The 25,037-nt window shown below is 69.6% G+C and carries 20 protein-coding genes and 1 tRNA gene; 9 read left to right on the top strand and 12 right to left on the bottom strand.

Annotation, left to right across the window (positions count from 1 at the left end):
- The first annotated feature begins 69 nt into the window (after window positions 1-69).
- Window positions 70-1,428: a pyridoxal phosphate-dependent decarboxylase family protein gene (locus tag ACIBVL_RS01375; protein ID WP_399089877.1), complete on the top strand. Its 1,359-nt coding sequence runs from the start codon at window positions 70-72 to the stop codon at window positions 1,426-1,428.
- Entirely contained in the window at window positions 1,425-2,840 is a 1,416-nt protein-coding gene (locus ACIBVL_RS01370; protein ID WP_399089874.1) for a lysine N(6)-hydroxylase/L-ornithine N(5)-oxygenase family protein, read from the top strand. Before ACIBVL_RS01375 ends, ACIBVL_RS01370 begins: the two co-directional genes overlap by 4 nt.
- A gap of 28 nt (window positions 2,841-2,868) precedes the next feature.
- Here ACIBVL_RS01370 and ACIBVL_RS01365 read toward each other — a convergent pair whose 3' ends face one another.
- Window positions 2,869-4,683, bottom strand: coding sequence for a bifunctional metallophosphatase/5'-nucleotidase (locus ACIBVL_RS01365; RefSeq protein WP_399089871.1), 1,815 nt, complete (start codon window positions 4,681-4,683; stop codon window positions 2,869-2,871).
- A gap of 163 nt (window positions 4,684-4,846) precedes the next feature.
- Here ACIBVL_RS01365 and ACIBVL_RS01360 point away from each other — a divergent pair, with 163 nt between their 5' ends.
- Both ACIBVL_RS01360 and pyk read left to right on the top strand, forming a co-directional pair.
- Window positions 4,847-5,548, top strand: a complete 702-nt coding sequence (locus tag ACIBVL_RS01360; RefSeq protein ID WP_399089868.1) for an SIMPL domain-containing protein — start codon at window positions 4,847-4,849, stop codon at window positions 5,546-5,548.
- Window positions 5,549-5,711: 163 nt separating this feature from the next.
- Window positions 5,712-7,148 carry a pyruvate kinase gene (gene pyk / locus ACIBVL_RS01355; protein WP_399089865.1) on the top strand — a complete coding sequence of 479 codons (1,437 nt, stop codon included), beginning with the start codon at window positions 5,712-5,714 and terminating at the stop codon, window positions 7,146-7,148.
- Between the two features lie 200 nt (window positions 7,149-7,348).
- Here pyk and ACIBVL_RS01350 read toward each other — a convergent pair.
- Window positions 7,349-7,422, bottom strand: a tRNA-Leu gene (locus ACIBVL_RS01350).
- Between the two features lie 101 nt (window positions 7,423-7,523).
- Between ACIBVL_RS01350 and ACIBVL_RS01345 the strand changes: the two genes are divergently transcribed.
- The gene (locus ACIBVL_RS01345; protein WP_399089862.1) at window positions 7,524-8,180 is read left to right on the top strand and encodes an ANTAR domain-containing response regulator; all 657 of its coding nucleotides are present in this window, start codon (window positions 7,524-7,526) and stop codon (window positions 8,178-8,180) included.
- A gap of 80 nt (window positions 8,181-8,260) precedes the next feature.
- On the opposite strand, the gene ACIBVL_RS01340 is transcribed toward ACIBVL_RS01345, so the two are convergent.
- The 9 genes from ACIBVL_RS01340 to ACIBVL_RS01300 all read right to left on the bottom strand — a co-directional run bounded on the left by ACIBVL_RS01340 (window position 8,261) and on the right by ACIBVL_RS01300 (window position 18,200).
- Complete coding sequence (locus tag ACIBVL_RS01340; RefSeq protein WP_399089859.1) at window positions 8,261-8,977, bottom strand: ABC transporter ATP-binding protein; 717 nt, start codon at window positions 8,975-8,977, stop codon at window positions 8,261-8,263.
- Window positions 8,974-9,852 carry an ABC transporter ATP-binding protein gene (locus tag ACIBVL_RS01335; RefSeq protein ID WP_399089856.1) on the bottom strand — a complete coding sequence of 293 codons (879 nt, stop codon included), beginning with the start codon at window positions 9,850-9,852 and terminating at the stop codon, window positions 8,974-8,976. The genes ACIBVL_RS01340 and ACIBVL_RS01335 overlap by 4 nt, the downstream gene beginning before the upstream one ends.
- Before the next feature lie 6 nt (window positions 9,853-9,858).
- Window positions 9,859-11,673 carry a branched-chain amino acid ABC transporter permease gene (locus tag ACIBVL_RS01330; protein WP_399091964.1) on the bottom strand — a complete coding sequence of 605 codons (1,815 nt, stop codon included), beginning with the start codon at window positions 11,671-11,673 and terminating at the stop codon, window positions 9,859-9,861.
- A 5-nt stretch (window positions 11,674-11,678) separates the two neighbouring features.
- Complete coding sequence (locus tag ACIBVL_RS01325; RefSeq protein WP_399089853.1) at window positions 11,679-12,605, bottom strand: branched-chain amino acid ABC transporter permease; 927 nt, start codon at window positions 12,603-12,605, stop codon at window positions 11,679-11,681.
- A 135-nt stretch (window positions 12,606-12,740) separates the two neighbouring features.
- Entirely contained in the window at window positions 12,741-13,979 is a 1,239-nt protein-coding gene (locus ACIBVL_RS01320; RefSeq protein ID WP_399089850.1) for an ABC transporter substrate-binding protein, read from the bottom strand.
- A gap of 287 nt (window positions 13,980-14,266) precedes the next feature.
- Entirely contained in the window at window positions 14,267-14,998 is a 732-nt protein-coding gene (locus ACIBVL_RS01315) for a Tat pathway signal sequence domain protein (protein WP_399089847.1), read from the bottom strand.
- Window positions 14,995-15,318: a hypothetical protein gene (locus tag ACIBVL_RS01310; RefSeq protein ID WP_399089844.1), complete on the bottom strand. Its 324-nt coding sequence runs from the start codon at window positions 15,316-15,318 to the stop codon at window positions 14,995-14,997. Before ACIBVL_RS01310 ends, ACIBVL_RS01315 begins: the two co-directional genes overlap by 4 nt.
- A gap of 86 nt (window positions 15,319-15,404) precedes the next feature.
- Entirely contained in the window at window positions 15,405-15,869 is a 465-nt protein-coding gene (locus ACIBVL_RS01305) for a PaaI family thioesterase (RefSeq protein ID WP_399089841.1), read from the bottom strand.
- A gap of 51 nt (window positions 15,870-15,920) precedes the next feature.
- Entirely contained in the window at window positions 15,921-18,200 is a 2,280-nt protein-coding gene (locus ACIBVL_RS01300) for an FdhF/YdeP family oxidoreductase (RefSeq protein ID WP_399089838.1), read from the bottom strand.
- Window positions 18,201-18,445: 245 nt separating this feature from the next.
- Between ACIBVL_RS01300 and polA the strand changes: the two genes are divergently transcribed.
- Both polA and ACIBVL_RS01290 read left to right on the top strand, forming a co-directional pair.
- The gene (gene polA, locus ACIBVL_RS01295) at window positions 18,446-21,172 is read left to right on the top strand and encodes a DNA polymerase I (protein WP_399089835.1); all 2,727 of its coding nucleotides are present in this window, start codon (window positions 18,446-18,448) and stop codon (window positions 21,170-21,172) included.
- Window positions 21,173-21,408: 236 nt separating this feature from the next.
- The gene (locus tag ACIBVL_RS01290) at window positions 21,409-21,798 is read left to right on the top strand and encodes a hypothetical protein (protein WP_399089832.1); all 390 of its coding nucleotides are present in this window, start codon (window positions 21,409-21,411) and stop codon (window positions 21,796-21,798) included.
- Here ACIBVL_RS01290 and ACIBVL_RS01285 read toward each other — a convergent pair.
- Window positions 21,764-22,630 carry a DUF4184 family protein gene (locus ACIBVL_RS01285; protein WP_399089829.1) on the bottom strand — a complete coding sequence of 289 codons (867 nt, stop codon included), beginning with the start codon at window positions 22,628-22,630 and terminating at the stop codon, window positions 21,764-21,766. The genes ACIBVL_RS01290 and ACIBVL_RS01285 overlap by 35 nt on opposite strands.
- A gap of 335 nt (window positions 22,631-22,965) precedes the next feature.
- Between ACIBVL_RS01285 and ACIBVL_RS01280 the strand changes: the two genes are divergently transcribed.
- Both ACIBVL_RS01280 and ACIBVL_RS01275 read left to right on the top strand, forming a co-directional pair.
- Window positions 22,966-24,744, top strand: a complete 1,779-nt coding sequence (locus ACIBVL_RS01280; RefSeq protein ID WP_399089826.1) for a lytic transglycosylase domain-containing protein — start codon at window positions 22,966-22,968, stop codon at window positions 24,742-24,744.
- Window positions 24,745-24,890: 146 nt separating this feature from the next.
- Window positions 24,891-25,025, top strand: coding sequence for an SPW_0924 family protein (locus ACIBVL_RS01275; protein WP_399089823.1), 135 nt, complete (start codon window positions 24,891-24,893; stop codon window positions 25,023-25,025).
- The last annotated feature ends 12 nt before the right edge of the window (window positions 25,026-25,037 follow it).

Below are 25,037 nucleotides of genomic sequence, written 5' to 3'. Positions count from 1 at the left end.
TCAGGCCTGTCTCCGCATCGGCGTACAAGCTGGAACCCCCTTCTGATCCGCGCCCGCCCGGAGGACACCATGAGCACCCCGCCGCTCGCCTCAGGCCCCGAAGGCACGGACGCCCTACGACCGTTGCTCGACACCGTCCTCGATGCCCTCGACGCCGGCACACGCGCGAGGGGCGGCCCGCTGCCCGCGGGCGGCCCGGAAGCGGTCGCCACCCGGCTGAGGGACGCCCTGGGGGAGGTACTGCCCCGGCACGGCGACCCCCACGCCCTGCCCACCCTCGTCCGCGCCCTCGCCGAAGGCGCCGCCGACCCTGCACACCCCCACTGCGTCGCCCACCTCCACTGCCCACCCCTTGCCCTCGCCACCGCCGCCGACCTCGCCGTCTCTGCCCTCAACCCCTCGATGGACTCCTGGGACCAGGCCCCCGCCGCCTCCGAACTGGAGGCGCTGGTCACCACGGCAGTGGCCCGGCTCGCGGGCCAGAGCGACGCCCTCGTCACCACCGGCGGCACCGAATCCAACCAACTCGCCCTCCTCCTGGCCCGCGAGAGCCATGGCCCCGCAATCCGCCTCGTCTGCGGAGCCAACGCCCACCACTCGCTGCCCAGGGCCGCCTGGCTCCTCGGTCTGCCCGACCCCCTCGTCCTGCCCACCCCCACCGGCACCCTCCACCCCGACGCCCTCGCCGACGCCCTCACCACCCTCCCCGGCCCCGTCCTCGTCGCCGCCACCGCCGGCACCACCGACGCCGGAGTCATCGACCCCCTCCCCGACATCGCCGCCCTCTGCCACACCCACGGCGCCCGCCTGCACGTCGACGCCGCCTACGGAGGCGGACTGCTCTTCAGCGACCGCCACCGCCCCAAACTGGCCGGGCTCGCCGCCGCCGACACCGTCACCCTCGACCTGCACAAACTCGGCTGGCAACCCGTCGCCGCCGGCCTCCTCGCCGTCCGCGACCCCGCCGACCTCACCCCCCTCCACCAGCACACCGCCTACCTCAACGCCGACGACGACACCGAAGCCGGCCTCCCCGACCTCCTCGGCCGCTCCCTGCGCACCACCCGACGCCCCGACGCCCTCAAGATCGCCGTCACCCTGAAAACCCTCGGCCGCCACGGCCTCGGCACCCTCGTCGACCAAGTCTGCGATCAGGCCCAGCAGTTCGCCGCCCTCATCCACGACCACCCCCACCTCGAACTCCACGCCCCACCCACCATCAGCACCGTCCTCTTCCGCCCCACCGGCGCCACCGACGCCACCGTCGCCGAGATACGCCGCCGCCTCCTCACCCAGGGCCACGCCGTCCTCGGCCGCGCCCGCCTCGACGACCGGCTCTGGCTCAAGACGACCCTCCTCAACCCCCACACCCACCCCCACGACCTGGCCGCCCTCCTGCACCTGGTGGAAGGAAACACCCCCGCATGAACACGCCCCCCGACACCGACACCCCCCGCGACCTGGTCGGCATCGGCATCGGCCCCAGCAACCTCTCCCTCGCCGCCCTCGCCCACCCCCTCGCCGAACTCGACACCGTCTTCTACGAACAACGCCCCCGCTTCGACTGGCACCCCGGCCTCCTCATCGACGGCGCCCGCATCCAGGTCCCCTTCCTGGCCGACCTCGTCACCCTCGCCGACCCCACCAGCCCCTGGACGTTCCTCAACTACCTCAAGGCCCACCACCGCCTCTACCCCTTCTACTTCGCCGAGCGCTTCCACATCCAGCGCGCCGAATACGACACCTACTGCCGCTGGGTCGCCGACAGTCTCCCCGGACTCCACTTCCGCCACCAGGTCGACGCCGTCCGCTGGAACCCCGATCGTGACCTCTTCGAAGTCGACTTCACCCAACTCGACGCCGACGGAGAAGCCGAAGCCCTCGGCCGCACCTACACCAAGAACGTCGTCCTCGGCATCGGCACCGAGCCCCACGTCCCCGACCCCCTGCGCCCCCTCGTCGACGCCCCCGGCGTCCCCGTCCTGCACGCCACCGACTACCTCGCCCACCGCGACAGCCTCCTCACCGCGGGCCACGTCACCGTCGTCGGCTCAGGACAGTCCGGCGCCGAGGTCTTCCTCGACCTCCTCCGCCACCGCCCCCCGGGCCACGAACAACTCCACTGGATCGGCCGCACCGAAGCCTTCGCCCCCATGGAGTACTCCAAGCTCGGCCTCGAACACTTCACCCCCGACTACACCCGCTACTTCCACACCCTCGCCGAACCCGTCCGCGACCGGCTCCTCGCCGCCCAGTGGCAACTCCACAAAGGCATCGACGCCGGCACCCTCGCCGCCATCCACGACGAGCTCTACCGCCGCACCCTCCACGGCGACTGGCCCGACGCCGTCCTCACCCCCGGCGTCCACGTCCGCACCGCAGGCCGCATCGCCACCACCAGAATCGAACTCCACCTCGAACACACCCAGCAGAACACCCGCTCACGCCTCATCACCGACGCCGTCGTCCTCGCCACCGGCCACCGCGAACGCCCCCTCGACCGCATCCTCGCCGGACTCGACCCCTACATGCGCCGCGACAACAGCGAACGCCCCCGGATCGACGAACACTTCCGCCTCCTCCTCGACCCCTCCGTCACCGGCGCCGGCTGCAACGTCTACGTACAAAACGCCGAACGCCACACCCACGGCGTCGGCGCCCCCGACCTCGGCCTCGCCGCCTGGCGCAGCGCCACCGTCCTCAACACCCTCACCGGCAAGGACAACTACCCCCTCCCCACCCGCACCGCCTTCACCACCTTCGGCCTGGAACAGCGACAGCCCCAGATCCCGCCCGCACGCCGGCCGAAAAAGCTGACGCCCCTCAGGGACGGAATCTGAGGCTGCCCACCTCACCCGGAAAATCCCCCTAGAACACCGGCGTACCGTCCCGCGTGAGCTTCCAGTCCACCGACGCGAAGTCCTTCGGGTCCAGCACACCCTTCGCGGTCACCCACTCCGCGATCCGCGTCCGGATCTCCGTCGACTCCGACCAGACCTCGGTGGCGGAGGCCACGTGCGGGAACGCACCGCCACCGTTCGCACGGTAGTTGTTCACCGCGAACACGAACTGCTGGGCGTCGTCCAGCGCCGCCCCGTCGTACGTCAGGTTCCTGATCCGCGAACCCGCCGCCTGCGCGATGTCGATCTCGTACGACAGCCCTGACACATAGTCGTAGTTGTAGTCCGGACGGCTGTTCGCGTTCGTCAGCTTCTCCACGTCGACGACCGCGTCCGCCGCCGTCTGCACGAAGTACTCCGCCGAATACTCCAGGTACGCCTTGATCTGCGCACCCGTCAACAGCTTCGCCACCAGCGTGTTGTCGTACACGTACAGGCTCGACAGATCCCGGATCGTCACATTCCCCGCCGGGATCTCCGAGGTGCGCGAGAACGGCGACGCCTGCGCGATCACCGGCAGCGACGCGTACGACGTCCCCGCCAGCGCCGCCTTCACGACGTCCTCCTGGACCTTCGTGATCAGGTCGATGATCGGGGCATCCTTGTACCGCGCCTCGACCGTCGTCAACGTCTCCGTCGCCGTACCGACCACCTGGTTGACGTACTCCACGACCTTCGCGTGCTCGTCGCTGAGCAGCTTGGTGATCTTCGGATCGTCGGCCACGGTGTTGGAGTTCAGCACCTTGGACGACACGGACTCGACCGCCCACCGACCCTTCTCGAACACCAGCTCGACATCAAACACCGACAGTCGCTCCGCATACGCCAGCGGCTCCGACAACACCACGGTCTTCCCGGTCTTCGCGTTGACGACCTTCAGCTCGGGAATCTCCACATGCGCGTGCCCGACCAGCACCGCGTCGATGTCCGGCACCTGCTGCGCCACCAGCGCCGCCGAGTTCTCGACGTACGGCAGCTGATCACCGTACGACGACGTCCCGGACGACCCCGAGTGCGCCGACACCACGACCACATCCGCACCCAGCGACTTCAGCCTCGGCACCCACTTCGCGGCCTGCTCCTCCAGACCCGGGAACGCCAGCCTGCCCTGCACATACGCCTTGTCCCAGATCGCGATTCCGGGGTTCGTCAGACCCAGAACCGCCACCTTGACCGGCGGCGCGCCCTTCACACAGAACGTCTTGATGACGTAGGGAGGAAACGCCGGCTTCAGCGTCTTCGCGTCCACCGCGTTCGCACCCAGCAGCGGGAACCGCAACTGCGACTCGAACTTCCGCAGCGTCTCGATGCCGTAGTTGAACTCGTGGTTGCCCAGCGCCGCCGCGTCGTACCCGATCGCGTTCATCGCCTGCGCCATCGGATGCACCGGACCACCCTCAGCGGTGATCGGGTCCACCTTGGCGTAGTAGTACGTCAGCGGAGTGCCCTGGATCGTGTCACCCGCGTCCAGCAGCAGCGTGTTCTCCCGCCCCTTCTCGGCGCGGATCCCGTTGACCAGGGTGGAAATGCGCGCCAGCCCCTGAGCGTTCCCGGCCTTGTCCGTGTACTCCGCGTTCTTGAAGTAGTCCCAGTTGAAGACATGACCATGCAGGTCCGTCGTCCCCATCACGGTCAGCGCGTACCGCTTCGGCTGCCTGGCGGGCTTCTTCGCCCCGGCGACCTCCGCAGCCTGCGCCGCCGGAGCCGCAGCCGCGCCCGCGATCGCCACCCCCGCCCCGGTCACGGCGGACTTCTTCAGGAACTTCCGGCGGTTCAACGGCATGTCTCGTGCTCCTAGGGGAAAGGTCAACGACGCGCGTAGACAAACGCGCGTAGATTCTGACCCGGGCATGACCGACGGCAACAGGTCCAGGAGGTTTCGATCTGATGACCAGAGCGGCCGACTCCGGCCCGGCAAACGGTAAAGGCATGACAAGGTGGGGCGTATGACCGCACCGCAGCTTCCGCCGTACGGCACACCCGACGCCCCCCTCCTCGCGGTACGCGGCGAGGCCGAACTGGAGGTCGACCCCGAACTCGCCCGCATCGGCGTCACCGTCACCGCCCGCGGCCGAGACCGCCGCACGACGCTCGACGACCTCACCCGCCGCAACGCGACGGCCCTCGACCTCGTCAAGTCGTACGGCGACGCGGTGGAGGACGTGTCCACGGGCGCCGTGTCCATCACCCCCGAACTCGGCCAGCGCGGCCGGGGTGAACGTGTCCGGACCTATCACGGCCGCGTCCACCTCACCGCCGGACTGACGGACTTCACCGCCCTCGGCGAACTCACCACCCGCCTCGCCGACCTCGACCTCACCCAAGTCGACGGCCCCTGGTGGGTCCTGCGCCCGGATTCGCCCGTGTACCGCCAGGCCCGCCGGCAGGCCGTACGGGACGCCGTGCAACGGGCGAAGGAGTACGCGGAGGCGCTGGGGACGACGGTGGCGGCGCTGGTCGAGCTGGCCGACACCGGGATGGGGTCGGCAGGCGTACGGCCCCAGGGCGCCTTCGGCGGCCGTATGACCCGATCGGCGGCCATGGCGAAAACCGAACAGGCAGCCGAACCCCTCGACCTGGAACCACAGCGGATGCAGGTGCGGGCGGAGGTGAGCGCGCAATTCACGATGGTTCCCCCGAACCTGTGAATGCGTGAATTCACTCTTTCAGGGAATGTGAGCGGATGTAAATGTGCTCATAAGAGCGGCACCCCGCACAATTAAACACTTGTCAACTGCCCTTCACTCAAAGGTTGTTGAGCAGTCACGTCCTCCCAATTCGCTACCGATCGGTAAGACATAGGCTCGAAACATGCGCCGAGCAAAAATCGTCTGCACCCTGGGCCCCGCCACCGACTCCTACGACCAGCTCAAAGCCCTGGTCGACGCAGGAATGGACGTCGCCCGCTTCAACCTCAGCCACGGCAGCCACGCCGAACACGAGGAGCGCTACCACCGCGTCCGCAAGGCCGCCGACGAGACCGGCCGCAGCGTCGGCATCCTCGCCGACCTTCAAGGCCCGAAGATCCGCCTCGGCCACTTCGCCGAAGGCCCGGTACTCCTTGAACGCGACGACACCTTCACGATCACCGTCGAGGAGGGCGTGGCAGGCGACGGCACGCGCTGCGGCACGACACACGCCGGCCTCGCGGAGGACGTCGCACCCGGCGAACGCATCCTCGTCGACGACGGCAGGGTCTGCCTGGAAGTCACGCAGGTCGACGGACCCCGGGTTCACACCCGGGTGGTGGAGGGCGGCGTGATCTCCGACCACAAGGGACTCAACCTCCCCGGCGTCGCGGTCTCGGTCCCCGCCCTGTCCAAGAAGGACGAGGACGACCTGCGCTGGGCACTCCGCACCGGCTTCGACGTCGTCGCCCTCTCCTTCGTGCGCAGCGGGCGGGACATCGTCGACGTCCACCGGATCATGGACGAGGAGGGGCGACGGCTGCCCGTCATCGCCAAGGTGGAGAAGCCGCAGGCGGTCGAGAACATCGACGAGATCGTCGCGGCGTTCGACGGGGTCATGGTGGCCCGGGGAGACCTGGGCGTCGAGATGCCGCTGGAACAGGTCCCGATCGTCCAGAAGCGAGCGATCAAGCTGGCCAAGCGGAACGCCAAGCCGGTCATCGTCGCCACACAGATGCTCGACTCGATGATCGAGAACTCGCGCCCGACCCGCGCGGAGGCCTCGGACGTCGCCAACGCCGTCATCGACGGCACGGACGCGGTGATGCTGTCGGGCGAGACGAGCGTCGGCAAGTACGCCGTACAGACCGTCCGCACGATGGCGAAGATCGTCGAGGCGGCGGAGGAGGACATCCTGGCCAAAGGTCTGCCGCCCCTGACGGAGAACAACAAGCCCCGCACCCAGGCCGGGGCGGTCGCCCGCGCGGCGGCCGAGATCGGCGACTTCCTCGGCGCGAAGTTCCTGGTCGCCTTCACCCAGAGCGGCGACACGGTCCGCCGCCTCTCGCGCTACCGCTCCCCGATCCCCCTCCTGGCCTTCTCCCCGGAGCCGGCGACACGGTCGCAGTTGAGCCTGACGTGGGGCGTGGAGACGTTCCTCGGCCCGGCCGCGGCGTCGACGGACGCGATGGTCGACCAGGTGGACGAGCTGCTGCTGAAGTACGGGCGGTGCGAGAAGGGCGACGTGGTCGTGATCACGGCCGGCTCCCCGCCCGGGGTGTCGGGATCCACGAACCTGGTCCGGGTGCACCATGTCGGGGAGGACGACAGTCCCAAGTAGCGGTCAGGGCCTGGGCCTACGGGGGTGTCGAGGCGACGGAGGCTTTCTCGGCGACCGAGATGTTCTCGGTGTTCGCCTGCTTTCAGTCGACGCCCAACGTAGTCGAGGGCCGCGGTGAAGAGACGGGCGAGGACACTCGAAAAGCGGATGTTCACGAGAACCGGAACATCCGCTTTTGGTAACTTCAAATCCAAGGTAAGTGCCCCGGGTGGGATTCGAACCCACACTGAATACCTTTTGAGGGTATCGTCTCTGCCGATTGGACTACCGGAGCCTCTTCGAACCGAAGGTCAGTGTAGCCCCTCGGTGCCTCAAACATACAGGAGATAGGTAGGCTCTTGTCAGCAGTACCCCTGCCCTGAACGAGGAGCCCCCGTGACCGCCCCCGAGTCGCCCCAGCCCGAAGACGCGCCCGACGACGACAAGTCGCACGTGCCTCCGCTGACGACCCGTGTCGTCATCGCCGAGGACGAGGCCCTGATCCGGCTCGACCTCAAAGAGATGCTGGAGGAGGAGGGCTACAGCGTCGTCGGTGAGGCCGGTGACGGCGAGCAGGCCATCGAGCTCGCCCGCGAGCACCAGCCCGACCTCGTCATCCTCGACGTGAAGATGCCGAAGCTGGACGGCATCTCCGCCGCCGAGAAGATCGCCGAGGAGCGGATCGCCCCGGTGCTGATGCTCACCGCCTTCTCGCAGCGGGACCTGGTCGAGCGGGCCCGTGACGCCGGTGCCATGGCGTACCTCGTGAAGCCGTTCAGCAAGAGTGATGTCGTGCCGGCCATTGAGATGGCCGTGTCCCGGTTCACGGAGCTGAAGGAGCTGGAGAAGGAGGTCGCCGACCTCACGCTCCGCCTGGAGACCCGCAAGCTCGTCGATCGGGCGAAGTCCATCCTCCAGACGGAGTACGGGCTGACCGAGCCGGCCGCCTTCCGGTGGATTCAGAAGACGTCGATGGACCGGCGGATGTCCATGCAGCAGGTCGCCGAGGCGGTCATCCAGGACGCCGAGGAGAAGAAGGCGAACAAGGGCTGATCCCCACTGCGCATACGACGAGGCCCGCGCCCGGAGAAGGGGCGCGGGCCTCGTTGCCTGGGAGGGCCTGGAGCGGGGGCTCAGTCCTCGCCGAGGTATGCCTTGCGGACGGACTCGTCGTGCAGGAGGTCCTGGCCCGTGCCGGACAGGACGATCTTGCCGATCTCCATGACGTGACCGTGGTCGGCCAGGGACAGCGCCGCCTGGGCGTTCTGCTCGATGAGCAGGATGGTCATGCCCTGGGACTTCAGCTCGGCGATGGTGGCCATGATCTTCTGCATCATGATGGGGGAGAGGCCCATGGAGGGCTCGTCCAGCATGAGCAGCTTGGGCTGGGACATGAGCGCGCGGCCCATGGCCAGCATCTGCTGCTCGCCGCCCGAGAGGGTGCCCGCGGCCTGGTTGCGGCGTTCCCCGAGGATGGGGAAGAGGTCGTACGCCCGCTGGATGTCCTTTTCGATGCCTTCCTTGTCCTTCCTGAGGAAGGCGCCGAGCTGGAGGTTCTCGAAAATCGTCAGGCGCGGGAAGATGTGCCGCCCCTCGGGGGAGTGGGCGAGGCCCAGGGAGACGATCTTGTGAGCCGGGACGCCGCTGAGCGGCTTGCCGTCGAACATGATCTTGCCCGAGGAGGGCTTCAGCAGGCCCGACAGCGTACGGAGCGTGGTCGTCTTGCCGGCACCGTTGGTACCGATCAGCGTGACGACCTGTCCCGCCTCGACGCTGAACGAGATGCCCTTGACGGCCTCGATCTTGCCGTAGGCGACCCTGAGGTCCTCGACCTCGAGCAGTGCGGTCACTGGGCCTCTCCCTTGGTGGTGCTGGTGCTGCTCTCCGCGTCGACGGGCGCCGTGCCGGCGGCGGCCTCGGCGGCCTCGACCTCCGCCGCCTCGGCGTTCCCGGGGGCACCCTCGAAGGGCTCGCCCAGGTAGGCGGCGATCACGCGCTCGTCGGCCTGGACGACGTCGGAGGTTCCCTCGACCAGCTTCTCGCCCTGGACGAGGACGGCGACGCGGTCGCTGAGGTTGAAGACGAAGCGCATGTCGTGCTCGATGAGGAGGACGGCGATGCCCTTCTCGCGGATGGCGAAGACCAGTTCCTCCGTGGCGCGGGTCTCCTGTGGGTTCATGCCGGCCGTCGGCTCGTCGAGCAGCAGCAGTCCGGGCTCGCTTGCCAGCGCCCGCGCGATCTCCAGCTTGCGCTGCTCGCCGTAGGGCAGGTTGCGGGCGAGGTGGTCGCGCTTGTGGGCGAGGCCGATGAACTCCAGGAGTTCCATGGCCCGTTCTTCGGACGCCTTCTCGGCCTTCTTGAAGCCGGGGCCGCGCAACAGGGCCGACCAGAGGCCTTCCTTGGTGCGGGTGTGGCGGCCGACGAGGACGTTCTCCAGGACGGTCATGTTGGCGAAGAGCCGGATGTTCTGGAACGTGCGGGCGATGCCCGCTTGCGTCACCAGGTGCGGCTTCGGCGGCAGGACCTTGCCCTTGTAGGAGACGGTGCCCTCGGTGGGGACGTACAGACCCGTGAGGCAGTTGAAGAACGTCGTCTTGCCGGCGCCGTTGGGGCCGATCAGGCCGACGATCTCGCCGCTGTTGACGGTGAAGTCGACCGAGCGGACGGCGGTCAGGCCGCCGAAGCGCATGGTGACGTCGCGGGCTTCGAGTACAGGTGTGGTCATCTCAGGTCACGCCCCCGCCTTGGTGACGGCCGGTTCGTCGGCGAGTGTTTCTGTGTCGGGTACGTCGAGTTGGCCGGTCTCATGGAATTCGAGTTGACGACGGCGGTTGGCGACGATGCCCTCGGGACGGAAGCGCATCAGCAGGATGAGCGCGAGTCCGAAGGCCAGCAGTGACTTCTCCTGGAGGAAGACCAGCTTTTCGGGGAGCAGGTACAGCAGCGCGGCGCCCAGCAGGGGTCCGGCCACGGTGCCCATGCCGCCGAGGACGACTGCGGCGAGGAGGAAGGCCGAGTTGGGCGGCGTCGAGCCCGCGAACTGGTAGGGGTTCGGGACCACGCTGTACGTCACGTGGGCGCTGACGGTGCCGGCGAGGCCGGCGAGCGAGGCGCCCAGCGCGAACGCGATGAGCTTGACGCGGAAGCCGTTGATGCCCATGGCGGTGGCGGCGGTCTCGTCCTCGCGGATGGCGATCCAGGAGCGGCCGATACGGGAGTCGGCGGCGCGCGTGTAGACGAGCACCACGATCGCCATGACCAGGACCATGAGGAGGTAGTAGTTGGCGAACCGACCGAGCGTGAACCCGGCGATGTCGTGCGCCTCACCGAAGTTGAACCCGAAGAACTCGAGGTCGGGGATGGAGGGGATGCCGTTCGGGCCGTTGGTGATGTCCGGGCCGGAGTCGCCGTCCATGTTGTTCACGGCGATACGGAAGATCTCACCGAAGCCGAGCGTCACGATCGCCAGGTAGTCGCCGCGCAGACGCAGGGTCGGGGCGCCGATGAGGACACCGAAGACGAGGGACGCGGCGGCACCGGTGAGCGCGGCTGCCCAGAAGGGGAACTGGACGTCGGCGAACCGGGAGAACTCGGAGCCGGAGACCAGGGCCGCGGTGTACGCGCCGACGCCGAGGAAGGCGACGTAACCGAGGTCGAGGAGGCCCGCCAGGCCGACCACGATGTTGAGGCCGAGGGCCACGGTTCCGAAGATCAGGATGTTGACGCCGATGTTGGCGTAGTGGTCGTCGGACTGTGTGAACGGGAAGGCGATGGCGGCGGCGAAGCCCATCGCGAGGGTGAAGCTCCGGTTGCCCGCGACCAGGTGGGAGAACCGGTCGAGGAGGCCTGCGGTGTGCATCGCCCACACGGAGAAGACGACCACGATGAGGTAGCCGATGAACAGCTCGCCGTACTCGGTGTCGATGCCGTAGGTGAAGGTGGCCAGACCGACGATGGTGACGGCGGTGATGACGAGTCGCTGCGTCCAGCCGGCTGTGGCCTGCGCGGCGGGGATCTTGTCCGGCTTGGCGATGTAGCCGCGCAGGACTGCCCCTGTGGGTTCCTCGCCGGCGCCCGGCTCGGGCAGGGCGAGGGCGCCGACGACCGGCAGAATCGAGGCGACTGCGGCGATCCAGCCGCCGGGCTCCAGGTTGACGAGGCCGCCGAGGTTCGTGGTGATGGCTATCACCGTGAACCAGGTGACGCCGAAGCCGCCGAGAGCGGTGAGGACGACGGGGGCGTTGTTGCGGGCCGGGACGAGCCAGCCCAGGCCCTTGACGCCGTACAGGGACAGCGAGAACAGGGCGGTGAGGACGCCTGCGGTGAAGGTGAGCCACTGCAGGCCGCCCGGGTAGCCGTAGACCGTCAGGTCACCGGGGAACGCGGAGGTCCAGGTCCAGGCGAGGAACGCGGAGGCCGCCGTGGCGACACCGCCGACGAGGGCGAGTGCGCGGGCCGCGCCGGACGGCAGCGGGATGATGCCGCGCTGGGTGGGCGCAGGCGTGGGCGCGGAGTTCGTGGGAGGGGTCTTGGTGGTGTCTGTCATGTCGCTCACGCCCTGTCCGCAACGCGCTCACCGAGCAGACCTTGTGGTCTGAACAGCAGTACGAGGATGAGGAGGCAGAAGGCCCAGACGTTCGCCCAGCTCTGGCCGCCGAGCTGGCCCATGCCGGGGACTCCGTCGATGTAGGCGGAGGCCAGGGTCTCGGCGACGCCGAGGACGAGGCCACCGAGCATGGCGCCGTAGATGTTGCCGATGCCGCCGAGGACGGCTGCGGTGAACGCCTTGAGCCCCATCAGGAAGCCCATGTCGTACTTGACGTTGCCGTACTTCATGCCGTACGCGACGGAGGCGACGGCGGCGAAGAAGCCGCCGATGGCGAAGGCGATGACGATGATCCGGTTGGTGTCGATGCCCATCAGCTGCGCGGTGTCCGGGTCCTGCGCGGTGGCCTGCATGGCGCGGCCGGTGCGGCTGCGGCGGACGAAGAGCGCGAGGGAGGCCATACAGACGGCGGCGGCGACGATCAGGAAGATGTCGGCGTCCTTGATGGTGACGGAGCCGATCTCGTGGCTGCTGTCGAGGCCTGGGAAGGCGCGGGCGCGGTCGGCCTCGGGGTAGAAGTTGCGGACGACTTCTTGGAGGGCCAGGGAGAGGCCGATGGCGGTGATGAGTGGTGCCAGTCGTGGGGCTCCGCGCAGTGGTCGGTAGGCGAATCGTTCCGCTCCGACGGCGATGAGGACAGCGACGATGCCGCCCCCGATCAGCATCAGTGGCACGGCGACCACCATGGAAACGTCAGAGGGAAGGATGAGGTAGACGGAGAGTGCGCCGAAGCCTCCGGTCATGAAGATCTCGCCGTGCGCGAAGTTGATGAGCTGGACGATGCCGTACACCATCGTGTAGCCGATGGCGATCAGCCCGTACATCGAGCCTAGGAGCAGCCCGTTGGCCAGCTGCTGCGGCAGGGTGTTCACCGCATGGCCTCCATAGTCGCTGGTCGTCACGCACCTGTGCGGTGCGTGTGAGAGGTAGGGGTAAAGGAGCGGGCCGCGCGGTCGGGGTCCTCCTTCCGCGCGGCCCGTCGTGAGGTGCTACTGAGGGATGGACCGTCAGCCGGCGTCGTACGTGCCGGTCTTCACAGCCTTCCACGCACCCTTTTCGACCTGGTAGACGGTGAGCTGCTTGTTGGTCGTGTCGCCGAACTCGTCGAAGGAGACCTTGCCGCTGATGCCTTCGAAGTCGCTCTTCTGGACCTCGTCGACGACCGTGGAACGCAGCTTGTTCATGTCGCTGGGAACCTTGCCGTCGTTGGCGTCCACGGCGGCCTTCACGGCGTTGATGATCGCCATGGTCGCGTCGTACGAGTAGGCACCGTACGCGCCGTAGTCGCCCTTGTAGCCCTTGGACTTGTAGGTCTCGACGAAGGACTTGGCGGCGGGCAGGGTGTCGACGGGGACACCGACGGCCGTGGCGAGGTCGCCCTCGGCCGCGTCGCCCGCGGTCTCCATGTAGGTGGTGGCGTACATGCCGTCACCGCCGAAGAGCGGGATCTTGACGCCGGTGTCCTTGAGCTGCTTGGTGATCAGCGCGGACTCGTCGTACTGGCCACCGTAGTAGAGGATGTCGGCGCCAGAGTTCTTGATCTTGGTGACGAGGGAGCCGAAGTCCTTGTCGCCCGTGTTCACGTGGTCGGTGGCGACGACCTGGCCGCCGAGCTTCTTGAACGACTCGTTGAAGATCTTCGCCAGACCGGCACCGTAGGTCTGCTTGTCGTCGACGACGAAGGCCTTCTTCTTCTTGAGGTCCTTGTACGCGTAGTCGGCGGCGAAGCCACCCTGCAGGGCGTCGGTGGTGGCGGTGCGGAAGTACGTCTTGTAGGGACGCTTCTTGTCCGTCTGCCAGTTCTTGCCCATGGTCAGCTCGGGGTTGGTGTTCGACGGGGAGATCTCGACCATGTTGGCCGAGGCGAACACCTGCTGCATCGACTGGGCGACACCGGAGTTCAGCGGGCCGACGGTGCCGACGACGGTCTTGTCGCCGACCAGGGCGGTGGCGTTCTGCTGACCGTTGGCGGGCTGGGCCTTGTCGTCCAGGGCCTTGATCTTGAACGTGACGCCGTCCACGAGCTTCTTGCTGTTGGCGTCGTCCACGGCGATCTGGGCGCCGTACTGGATGCCGAGGCCCGTGGTCGAGTTCTCACCGGAGAGCGGGGCGTCCACGCCGATGGTGATGGTGGTGCCGGCGCTGTCGGAACCCTTGTCATCACTGTCGCGCGAGCCGCAGGCGGTGAGGGTGAGTGCTCCCGCAGACAGCGCAGCGGTGATGGCGATGAGCGAACGTTGACGCACGTTCCAGTCCTTTCCCTGGGCGGCCCTCCCCCCTGGAAGAGGCCGAGTCGAGCGCTGAGCTGAAGGGGTATTCAAGCGGCGCGGTGACTGGGCGTGACTCTAGGCCGGTGGAGGGAACGGGGAGGAGGGTCTGAACCATGCTGTGACGCTCTTGTTATGACACGAGGTAATGCAGAGCGGTACTTCGTGGGTGGAACAGCGGAATTCAGGCCGATTCGCCCTGTCCGTATGCTGAGAACGTGCAGGATGGCCCCTGGTGGGTTCAGGTGTCTCGAGCGTTTTGGTGATTACCTGAAATCGTTGCTGCAGGCGACCTGTAGGGCCTGGGAGAGGTCCTGGGCATAGCGGGGCCCCAGGATGAAACTCTGGACTTGTATTGCGCGCGCATTACGTAGAGTTACGCCGAGGAAAGGGAGTCGGGCGTTCTCCGGCACTTTCCCGCATTCCGTCACATGCATGGTGATCACAAGCTTTCGGGCGGAACCCGCCTTGGTCCGGAACGGGGTCCGTGGGGCCGAGGTCACGGAGAGGCCCGCGTACGGCTGGGACACGCGGGTCACGGTGACCGGTGGGCCGGATTCCACGGTCAGCAGCACCTCGAAGGCGAGGGTGTGGGGCGGGGCGCCGGGCGGGACGGTGCGGCCGCCGAGGTAGGTGACCTCGACGACCTGGGCGGGGAACGGCGGTCGGGGAGTGGCTTGTTCGCGCTGGTGGGGGCGGGTCGCGTACAGCAGGCCGCCGCCCCCGAGGAGGCCGGCGGCGATGAGGGCGGCGAGCGCGGTCCTGCGGTGGGCGGCGTAGCGGCGGGCGAGTCGGGCGCGTCTGCCGGTGGCCGGGGCGGGCGAGTCCGCCTCGGGGGCGTCCCACGCGGGTGTGCGTGCACCGGGATGGGTGGTGTCCCGCACGTGTGTGTCCGCACCGGGGTTGCTCGTGCCCCGCGAGCGGGTGTCTTCGCCGGGTGGGGCGGTGTCCCACGCGTGCGTGCCCTCGCCGGGCTCGACCGGGCCGATGCCGCTCACCGCCGGGCACCTTCGCCGGGGCCGCCGGAGCGGTACCGGTCCGTGCAGCCCGCCCGTGCCTCGCGGTCGATCAACCGGTCCGCCGCGTCGGCCCCTTGGTGCTTCTTCTCGGCCCGCGCGGCGTCCACCACGCTCCGCAGGATCTCGTACCGCCCGTTGGACAGCCCCGTCGACCGGCAGTCGCCGTAGGTGTCGCTGTCCAGGACCTCACCCGCCCAGTGGGTGAGGATGCGGGTGCACAGCGCCTCGGGGGGAGTGGTGGACGGGGAGGGGGCGGGGTGCCCGCTTTGAGCGGCCTCGCCGCGGGCGCTCACCAACACCCCCGCAGGCAAGGCCACTCCGAGCAGTCGTGCCCCGTCCCCGCCCGCGGGGTCCCTGCGGTTGTCATGCTCCGACGCCAGGGGTGTCAGCCCGCCGCGCGAGCGTCCCGCAGCAGACAGGTCAGCCGTGCGGTGCACACCCGCCGGCCCTCCTCGTCGCTGATCACGATCTCGTACGTCGCCGTGGACCGCCCCTGGTGCAGCGGTGTGGCCACGCCGGTGACCAGGCCGGAGCGGGCGCCGCGGTGGTGGGTGCAGTTGAGGTCGACACCGACGGCGATCTTGGAGCTGCCGCCGTGCAGCATCGACCCGATCGAGCCCAGGGTCTCGGCCAGCACCGCGGAGGCGCCGCCGTGCAGCAGTCCGTACGGCTGGGTGTTGCCCTCCACCGGCATGGTGCCGACGACCCGGTCCGCCGAGGCCTCGACGATCTGCACGCCCATGCGTGTGCCGAGGTGGCCGGCGGAGAACAGGGCCACGAGGTCGACGCCCAGCTCGGCGTACTCGTCGACGACCTCTTGAGGGAACTTCACGTACTGCTGCTCGCCCATGGGGCCCGGCTCCGTTCGTCGATCCAAGTCAAGCGATCACTGAGCAAACGCTCAGTCGGTCGTCGATTGTTCCAGACGGACCACGACGGACTTGCTGGCCGGGGTGTTGCTGGTGTCGGCCGTCGCGTCCAGCGGGACCAGCACGTTGGTCTCCGGGTAGTACGCGGCCGCGCAGCCCCGCGTCGTCGGGTACACCACGACCCGGAATCCGGGCGCCCGCCGCTCCACCCCGTCCTCCCACTCGCTCACCAGGTCCACGTACGACCCGTCCGCGAGCCCGAACGCGCGCGCGTCGTCGGCGTTGACCAGGACGACCCGGCGGCCGTTCCTGATGCCCCGGTAGCGGTCGTCGAGGCCGTAGATCGTGGTGTTGTACTGGTCGTGGGAGCGCAGTGTCTGCAGGAGGAGGCGGCCCTCGGGCAGCTTCGGGTACTCGACCGGCGCGGCGGTGAAGTTGGCCTTGCCGGTGGCCGTCGGGAAGCGGCGCTCGTCGCGCGGGGCGTGCGGGAGGGCGAAGCCGCCGGGGCGGGCCACCTTCGTGTTGAAGTCCTCGAAGCCGGGGATCACGCGCGCGATGCGGTCGCGGATCGTCGCGTAGTCCTTCTCGAACTCCTCCCACGGCACCTTGCTGTCCTCGCCGAGCACGCGGCGGGCGAGCCGGCAGACGATGGCCGGTTCGGACAGCAGGTGGCCGCTCGCGGGGGCCAGGCGGCCGCGCGAGGCGTGCACCAGGCCCATGGAGTCCTCGACGGTCACGAACTGCTCTCCGCCGCCCTGCAGGTCGCGCTCGGTGCGGCCGAGGGTCGGCAGGATCAGGGCACGGGCTCCCGTGACGACGTGCGAGCGGTTGAGCTTCGTCGACACGTGCACCGTCAGCCGGGCGCGCCGCATGGCCGCCTCGGTGACCTCGGTGTCGGGGGACGCGGCCACGAAGTTGCCGCCCATCGCGAAGAAGAGCTTCGCCTCGCCGTCGCGCAGCGCGCGGATGGCCCGTACGACGTCGAAGCCGTGCTCGCGCGGGGGCGCGAAGCCGAACTCCTTCTCCAGGGCGTCCAGGAACGCCGGTGCCGGGCGCTCGAAGATGCCCATGGTGCGGTCGCCTTGCACGTTGGAGTGGCCGCGCACCGGGCACACGCCCGCCCCGGGGCGGCCGATGTTGCCGCGCAGGAGGAGGAAGTTGACCACCTCGCGGATGGTCGCCACGGAGTGCTTGTGCTGGGTGAGGCCCATGGCCCAGCAGACGATCGTGCGCTTGGAGGCGAGCACCATGCGCAGGGTCTCCTCGATCCGCGCGCGCGTGAGACCCGTCGCGGTGAGCGTCTCGTCCCAGTCGGCGGCGCGGGCGGCCTCGGTGAACTCCTCGAAGCCGTGGGTGTGCTCGGCGATGAACGCCTCGTCCAGGGCGCCCGCCGTCTGGAGGATCAGCTTGTTGAGGAGGCGGAAGAGGGCCTGGTCGCCGCCGATGCGGATCTGCAGGAACAGGTCGGTGAGCGCGGCGCCCGCGGTGAGGCCCTTGGGGGTCTGCGGGTTCTTGAAACGCTCCAGGCCGGCCTCGGGCAGCGGGTTGACGCTGATGATCCGCGCGCCGCCCGCCTTGGCCTTCTCCAGGGCGGAGAGCATCCGCGGGTGGTTCGTGCCCGGGTTCTGGCCGGCGACGATGATCAGGTCGGCGTTGTGGAGGTCCTCCAGCAGGACGCTGCCCTTGCCGATGCCGATGGTCTCCGACAGGGCGGACCCGGAGGACTCGTGGCACATGTTGGAGCAGTCCGGCAGGTTGTTCGTGCCGAGCTCGCGGGCGAAGAGCTGGTAGAGGAACGCGGCCTCGTTGCTGGTGCGGCCCGAGGTGTAGAAGACGGCCTCGTCGGGGGAGGCGAGGGCGGCGGTCTCCTCGGCGATGATGTCGAAGGCGCGCTCCCAGGTGACCGGCTCGTAGCGCTCGCCGCCCTCGGGGAGGTACATGGGGTGGGTGAGCCGGCCCTGCTGGCCGAGCCAGTAGCCGCTCCTCGTCGCGAGGTCGGCGACCGGGTGGGCGGCGAAGAACTCCGGGGTGACCCGGCGCAGGGTCGCCTCCTCCGCCACCGCCTTAGCGCCGTTCTCGCAGAACTCCGCCGCGTGCCGGTGGTCGGGCTCCGGCCAGGCGCAGCCAGGGCAGTCGAAGCCGTCCTTCTGGTTGACCCGCAGCAGGGTCAGCGCGGTGCGCCTCACGCCCATCTGCTGCTGGGCGATGCGCAGGGAGTGCCCGATGGCCGGCAGGCCCGCCGCCGCGTGCTGCGGCTCGGCGACCTGCGGCGCGTCCTGGACCGGGTCAGCCTTGGGCGGCTTCGTTGCCATCGCACGCTCTCCTTCGACCTGCCGTCTGCCGTCTGCCGTGTGCGCAGCGCGTACCGCCGTGCGCGGTACGTCCCCGATACTCGCACGCACCGCCGACGACGAGGGCGGCCGGGCGCGCGGAGGGTGGAACCTATGGTTGCGCAATGAGCAATGGTTGCGGAAGGGGCAACCAGTGGCGGCCTCGGCAATGGCCGGGCGGCGGCGGCCGGGGCCGAGTGTCAGTGGGGCGTGGCAGGATCGGGGGCGTGGCAGAGACAGCATCGAAGAAGACCGACACCCCCACCGGCGGAAGCCGGCCGCGCCTGATGCTCATGGACGGGCACTCGCTGGCCTACCGCGCGTTCTTCGCGCTGCCCGCGGAGAACTTCACCACCGCGACGGGCCAGCCGACGAACGCGATCTACGGCTTCGCGTCGATGCTGGCCAACACCCTGCGTGACGAGGCGCCCACGCACTTCGCGGTCGCCTTCGACGTCTCCCGCAAGACCTGGCGCTCCGAGGAGTTCACCGAGTACAAGGCGAACCGCTCGAAGACCCCGGACGAGTTCAAGGGGCAGGTCGAGCTGATCGGCGAGCTGCTCGACGCGATGCACGTCTCACGGTTCGCGATCGACGGCTTCGAGGCCGACGATGTCATCGCCACCCTCGCCACCCGGGCCGAGGCCGAGGGTTTCGAGGTGCTGATCGTCACCGGCGACCGCGACTCCTTCCAGTTGGTGAGCGAGCACACGACGGTGCTGTATCCGACGAAGGGCGTCTCGGAGCTGACCCGGTTCACCCCGGAGAAGGTCTTCGAGAAGTACGGGTTGACGCCCGCCCAGTACCCCGACTTCGCGGCGCTGCGCGGCGACCCGTCCGACAACCTCCCGGGCATCCCGGGCGTCGGCGAGAAGACGGCCGCGAAGTGGATCAACCAGTTCGGTTCCTTCGCGGAGCTGGTCGAGCGCGTCGAGGAGGTCAAGGGCAAGGCCGGGCAGAACCTCCGCGACCATCTGGAGGCGGTCAAGCTCAACCGCCGTCTCACCGAGCTGGAGCGGAACGTCGAGCTGCCCAAGGGCGTCGCCGACCTCGAGCGGGCACCGTACGACCGCAAGACCGTCGCGATGGTCCTGGACACCCTGGAGATCAGGAACCCCTCGCTGCGCGAGCGGCTCCTCGCCGTCGACCCGGGCGGCCAGGAGGCCGAGACGACCCCGGTGGTCACCGGCGGTGTGGAGCTGGACGGCACGGTCCTGGGCACGGGCGAGCTGGCCGGCTGGCTCACCGAGCACGGCGGTGAGACGCTCGGTGTCGCCACGGTCGACACCTGGGCGCTGGGCACCGGCTCGGTCGCCGAGGTCGCCCTCGCCGCGGCCGGGGGAGCGGCCGCCTGGTTCGATCCGTCCCAGCTGGACGAGGCCGACGAGCGGGCGTGGGTGGCCTGGCTCGCCGCCGAGGACCGCCCCAAGGTCCTTCACAACGCCAAGGGCGCGATGCGCGTCGCCACCGAGCACGGCTGGTCCGTGGCCGGCGTTCGCATGGACACCGCCCTCGCCGCCTACCTGGTCAAGCCGGGCCGTCGCTCCTTCGACCTGGACGCCCTGTCCCTGGAGTACCTGGGCAGGGAACTGGCCCCGGCCGCCACGGCCGACGGCCAGCTCGCCTTCGGCGCGGACGACGGCGCCGAGGCCGAGGCACTCATGGTGCAGGCCCGCACGATCCTCGACCTCGGCGAGGCCTTCCGGGGCAAGCTCGAGGAGGTCGGCGCGGCGGACCTCCTCCAGGGCATGGAGTTGCCCACCTCCGCGCTCCTGGCCCGTATGGAGCGGCACGGCATCGCGGCTGACCGCGCCCATCTGGAGGCCATGGAGCAGATGTTCGCGGGCGCCGTGCAGCAGGCCGTGAAGGAGGCCCACGCGGCGGCGGGACACGAGTTCAACCTGGGCTCGCCCAAGCAGCTCCAGGAGGTCCTCTTCGGTGAACTGGCCCTGCCGAAGACCAAGAAGACCAAGACCGGCTACACCACCGACGCCGACGCCCTGGCCTGGCTCGCCACCCAGACGGACAACGAACTGCCGGTGATCATGCTCCGCCACCGTGAGCAGGCGAAGCTGCGCGTCACCGTCGAAGGCCTGATCAAGACCATCGCCGCCGACGGCCGTATCCACACCACTTTCAACCAGACGGTCGCCGCGACCGGCCGCCTGTCCTCCACGGACCCGAACCTGCAGAACATCCCGGTCCGCACGGACGAGGGCCGGGCCATCCGCCGCGGGTTCGTCGTCGGTGAGGGCTTCGAGTCCCTGATGACGGCCGACTACAGCCAGATCGAGCTGCGCGTGATGGCCCACCTGTCGGAGGACGAAGGACTGATCGAGGCCTTCACCTCCGGCGAGGACCTGCACACCACGGCCGCCTCCCAGGTGTTCGGCGTCGAACAGGCCGCGGTGGACGCGGAGATGCGCCGCAAGATCAAGGCCATGTCGTACGGCCTGGCGTACGGTCTGTCGGCGTTCGGCCTGTCCCAGCAGCTGAACATCGAGGCGGCGGAGGCCCGCGCCCTGATGGACGCGTACTTCGAGCGCTTCGGCGGGGTCCGCGACTATCTGCGCCGGGCGGTCGACGAGGCCCGGGCGACGGGCTACACGGCGACGCTCTTCGGCCGCCGCCGCTACCTCCCCGACCTCAACAGCGACAACCGCCAGCGCCGCGAGGCGGCCGAGCGCATGGCCCTCAACGCGCCCATCCAGGGCACGGCCGCCGACATCGTCAAGATCGCCATGCTCAAGGTGGACGGCGCCCTGCGCGCGGCGAACCTCACCTCCCGGATGCTGCTCCAGGTCCACGACGAAATCGTCCTGGAGATCGCCCCCGGCGAGCGCGCGGCCGTGGAGGAACTGGTCCGCCGCGAGATGGCCGGCGCCGTCCACCTCAGGGCCCCCCTGGACGTCTCGGTCGGCGCGGGCCCGGACTGGGAGTCGGCGGCGCACTAGGTGTGGCGACCGGACAGGCTGGTGCCGCGGCACTGGTCTCCGGCACAGGCGTGCAAGCTGTTCCCGAGGTGAGCCGAGAGGGGCCCTGTCGACAGGGGTGGGGCCCCCTCCGCCTGTCTCCCCGTGTGCGGCGGTGGCCCATCCCTTCGTCACTCCCGGTACTTCCCCCAAAGGGTCCTCACCCGCGTGGCCCCCGACAAAGCGCCCCTCGCGGCCCCGCCCGCCAGGATGCCGGCATGGGTATACGCATGTACCACCGCCGGACGGCCACCGCACGCGTGCACGTCACGGCGACCGCGGACACGCAGGGCGCCCCCGAGGCGGCTCCCGCCCCGCGCCCGCTTCCCGCCCTCGCGCCCGACGCCGCCACACTCCGCATCCCCGGCACCCCCGCCACCGCCCTGCGTGCGGCCGCCGCACGGCTGAAGCTCCGCGCTCTGGCCCGGTTCGTCCCCCGGGGCGGCACCTGGCGCCGGTGGGCCGAGCAGGCCCGCAGCTGTCTGGCCCTCGCCCTCGGCGCCCTGGGGCGGCTGCGCGGACCCCGGCCGGCGCGCCGCCGTATCACGGTCTTCGTCGTGAGGGCGAAATCCCTCAGCGAACGCCCTGACGGCTCCGCCCGACACTGACCTCGGCCGGCCGACCGGCTGCGACACCCCGGGCGGCCGGCCGCCACACGCGCACGCCGACGCCGTAGAGCAGCAGTCCCAGCACCAGCCCGGCGCCCGCCCCGAAGCAGACCGTCGGGATCAGCTCCCACGGCTTGGCGTCGCGCGGCCCCCAGTACTCCCACCACCGCGTCGCCCGCTGCCCGGCCCCGGCCAGCGCGCAGCCGCCGATCACCGCCCCGGCCCACCACCGGTCCCGTGCCGACAGGGACGGCACTCCCACGGGCTCGCCCGCGGGCACCCGGCGCAGCGCGCACACCACGAACGCGGCGATCACGACGGCGGACACCGCCGAACCGCCGTACTGCAGATACCAGTAGAGCGGTGAACCCGCGACGTTCTCGCCGAGGACCGGGAACAGCCGCATGCCCCAGCGGTCGAGGTGGGTGAACGCGTCCCACACCACATGCGTCAGCGCGCCGAGCACCGCGGAGACGTACCACCAGGCCACCGTGGACGGCCGGACACGCGCGCGTGGCGCTCCACAGCGGGTCAGCGCCGCGGTCCGGGCCCGCCGGGTCGCCGGCAACAGGGCCACCAGCGGTTCGCGCAGCAGCAGCCAGAGCCCCACCAGGGCCCAGGCGATGAGCACGTCGACGGTGAAGACGCCGGTGAAGGAGTGCGTGAAATCGCCGAACTCCATGGCCCCGGAAAGGACACTTGCCGCGTAGTAGGTCATGTCGGGGGCGAACGAACCCGCCACGAGAACGGCCGGTACCAGCCGTCCCCGGCCGGTTCCGTCGGTGCGCACCGCGGGCAGCACGGCCGCCGCATGGCTCAGAGTGAACGGCAACGCTGCTCCCGGGTGCGGAGATCGAAGGTCTTGTCGGGCACGGTGACGGAAGACGTCCAGTATGCGTGAGCGGTTCCCGGCGAACGGAACCCGGACAACCGGTGAAATCGGCGTTCGAACGGGTGCCGGTGCAAAAGAAGTTGTCGTAGGGTCGCTGGGGTTGCCGTGCCGTCGGGTGCAGTCGAACAGAGGAACAGGCCAGTGCGGGCCTCTCCGGGTGCAACCCTCGGGGCGGGTCGATCGTCACAACAGCCACAGGGATCGTCACCAACGCCACCGGCGTGGTGCAAGACAAGGACATGGGCGCTCGGGCGTTCACGGGAGGGGTTCACTTCATGTCGTCGGCGCATTTCGGCAAGAGGCTGCGCAAGGGAGCGCTCAACACCACCGTGGCCGCGGTCGCGGTCGCGGCGCTGGCCGCGTCCCAGGCGCCGGACGTCACGGCCGACGGCGCGGGCAGACAGACCGCCGCCGACGCCCCGTCCGCCGACGCGAGCACCGACGACAGCGCCACCGGCAACTCGCCGTACTACACGGACCTGCCGCCGCTGAACAGCCCGAACCCCGCGCCGAGCGCGACCCCCACCAACGGCCCGACCGGCACCGGCAGTTCCGAGGCCGGCATCCCCGCGACCGTCCTGGACGCCTACAAGAAGGCCGAGTCGGAGCTGGCGGACTCCAAGCCCGGCTGCAACCTGCCGTGGGAACTCCTCGCCGCCATCGGCAAGGTCGAGTCCGGCCAGGCGCGCGGCGGCAACGTCACCGCCGACGGCACCACCATCACCCCGATCCTCGGCCCCGTCCTCAACGGCAACGGCTTCGCGAACATCAGCGACACCGACAACGGCGCCTACGACGGCGACAGCACCTACGACCGTGCCGTCGGCCCCATGCAGTTCATCCCCTCCACCTGGGCGTGGGCGGGCCGCGACGGCAACAGCGACGGCAAGAAGGACCCCAACAACATCTACGACGCCGCGCTCGCCGCCGGCCACTACCTGTGCCGCAACAACTGGGACATGTCGACCACGTCCGGCATGCGCAGCGCGATCCTCAGCTACAACAACTCGACGGAGTACTACAACACCGTCATGTCGTGGCTGGAGTACTACCGCAAGGGCACCCACGAAATCCCCGACGGCACCGGCTCCGTACCGACCAACCGCAGCGACGACGACGACACGAACTCCACGCCGTCGACCCCGTCCACGCCGGGCACCCCCAGCACGCCGTCACCCCCGAGCACGCCCCCGGCGCCCCCCACCCCGTCGACGCCGAGCACGCCCACCCCCACCCCGACCGACACGGTCGACCACCTCGAGGACGCGAGCACCGCGAAGCTCACCGCCATGGCGGGCGACGCGTTCACCGCGAGGATCAGCACGCGGACGGAGACCGCGGCGGGCAAGGCCGTCGCCAAGGTCAGGGTCCGCTTCACCATCGTCGGTGACACCGACGCCACCTTCACCGGTGGCGAGAGCGTGGCCACCATCGCCACCAGCGGCACGGGCGTCGCGGTGGCGCCCGCACTCCAGGCGGGCGAGAAGACCGGCACGTTCACCGTCCGTGCCACCGTCGTGGGCCGCACGATCTCCCCGCTCACCTACACGGCCACCGTCACCGCGCGGGCCGCCGACACCCTCGCCCGCACCAGTGGTACCGCGCTGACCTGCGTCGCCGGCGGGGAGTTCGCCGACCCGGTCGAGGTGAAGGCCACCTACAAGGGCGCCGTCGCCGACAAGGTCGCCGCCACCGCCACCCTGATCAAGTCGGCGGACGACCCGACCGCGAACGACAAGGGCCCCTACTTCAAGGACGCCTCCGGCAACCCGGTCCGCACCCTGACGGACCTCCAGACCGACGCGAACGGCCTTCTCCAACTGCCGAAGCTGTACGCGGACGGCACCGCCGGCACGTTCCTCCTGCGCATCACCACGACCGGCGGAGCCACCCTCACGGTCGAACTGACCGTCACGGCACCCGAGACCACGACGCCTGACCCGACGCCCAGCGAGTCGTCGAGCGCGAGCGCCTCGCCGAGCGCCTCCACGAGCGCCTCGCCGAGCGCCTCCACGAGCGCCTCGCCGAGCGAGTCGTCCACCTCCGGCTCGTAACCGTTTTCTCCGACCATTGCGGCGCCCTTCCCGACGGAGGGGCGCCGCCGTCGTGTCCGACGTGTTCTCATCTCACCCGCCCGTTGCTACGGTGCCGCACCTGACGCCCTGTCAGCTTTCGAGGCCGATTCCGCCGGGAGGCCCGTATGCGCGCCCTGATCGCCGCCGCGACCGGTCTCGCCGTCGCGCTCGCCCTGGTCCTCACCGTCTCCGCGCTGGGCACACCGACCGGCAAGACCTCCCCGAAACCGATGCTGACGACGGTGCCCGCACACCCGTAACCACCCCGGAGG

It is taken from the genome of Streptomyces sp. NPDC049687, from assembly GCF_044465285.1.
Classification (GTDB): domain Bacteria; phylum Actinomycetota; class Actinomycetes; order Streptomycetales; family Streptomycetaceae; genus Streptomyces.
The sequence above is the reverse complement of the archived record's forward strand: the minus strand, read 5'-3'. Positions and strand labels throughout refer to the sequence as shown.

Bases quoted from the DNA above. Each gene is read 5' to 3' on its own strand.
- pyk (WP_399089865.1), top strand. From the start codon at position 5,712: ATGCGCCGAGCAAAAATCGTCTGCACCCTGGGCCCCGCCACCGACTCC.
- ACIBVL_RS01360 (WP_399089868.1), top strand. From the start codon at position 4,847: ATGACCGCACCGCAGCTTCCGCCGTACGGCACACCCGACGCCCCCCTC.
- ACIBVL_RS01290 (WP_399089832.1), top strand. From the start codon at position 21,409: ATGGGTATACGCATGTACCACCGCCGGACGGCCACCGCACGCGTGCAC.
- ACIBVL_RS01300 (WP_399089838.1), bottom strand. From the start codon at position 18,200: ATGGCAACGAAGCCGCCCAAGGCTGACCCGGTCCAGGACGCGCCGCAG.
- ACIBVL_RS01330 (WP_399091964.1), bottom strand. From the start codon at position 11,673: ATGACAGACACCACCAAGACCCCTCCCACGAACTCCGCGCCCACGCCT.
- ACIBVL_RS01370 (WP_399089874.1), top strand. From the start codon at position 1,425: ATGAACACGCCCCCCGACACCGACACCCCCCGCGACCTGGTCGGCATC.
- ACIBVL_RS01375 (WP_399089877.1), top strand. From the start codon at position 70: ATGAGCACCCCGCCGCTCGCCTCAGGCCCCGAAGGCACGGACGCCCTA.
- ACIBVL_RS01305 (WP_399089841.1), bottom strand. From the start codon at position 15,869: ATGGGCGAGCAGCAGTACGTGAAGTTCCCTCAAGAGGTCGTCGACGAG.
- ACIBVL_RS01280 (WP_399089826.1), top strand. From the start codon at position 22,966: ATGTCGTCGGCGCATTTCGGCAAGAGGCTGCGCAAGGGAGCGCTCAAC.
- ACIBVL_RS01365 (WP_399089871.1), bottom strand. From the start codon at position 4,683: ATGCCGTTGAACCGCCGGAAGTTCCTGAAGAAGTCCGCCGTGACCGGG.
- ACIBVL_RS01275 (WP_399089823.1), top strand. From the start codon at position 24,891: ATGCGCGCCCTGATCGCCGCCGCGACCGGTCTCGCCGTCGCGCTCGCC.
- ACIBVL_RS01335 (WP_399089856.1), bottom strand. From the start codon at position 9,852: ATGACCACACCTGTACTCGAAGCCCGCGACGTCACCATGCGCTTCGGC.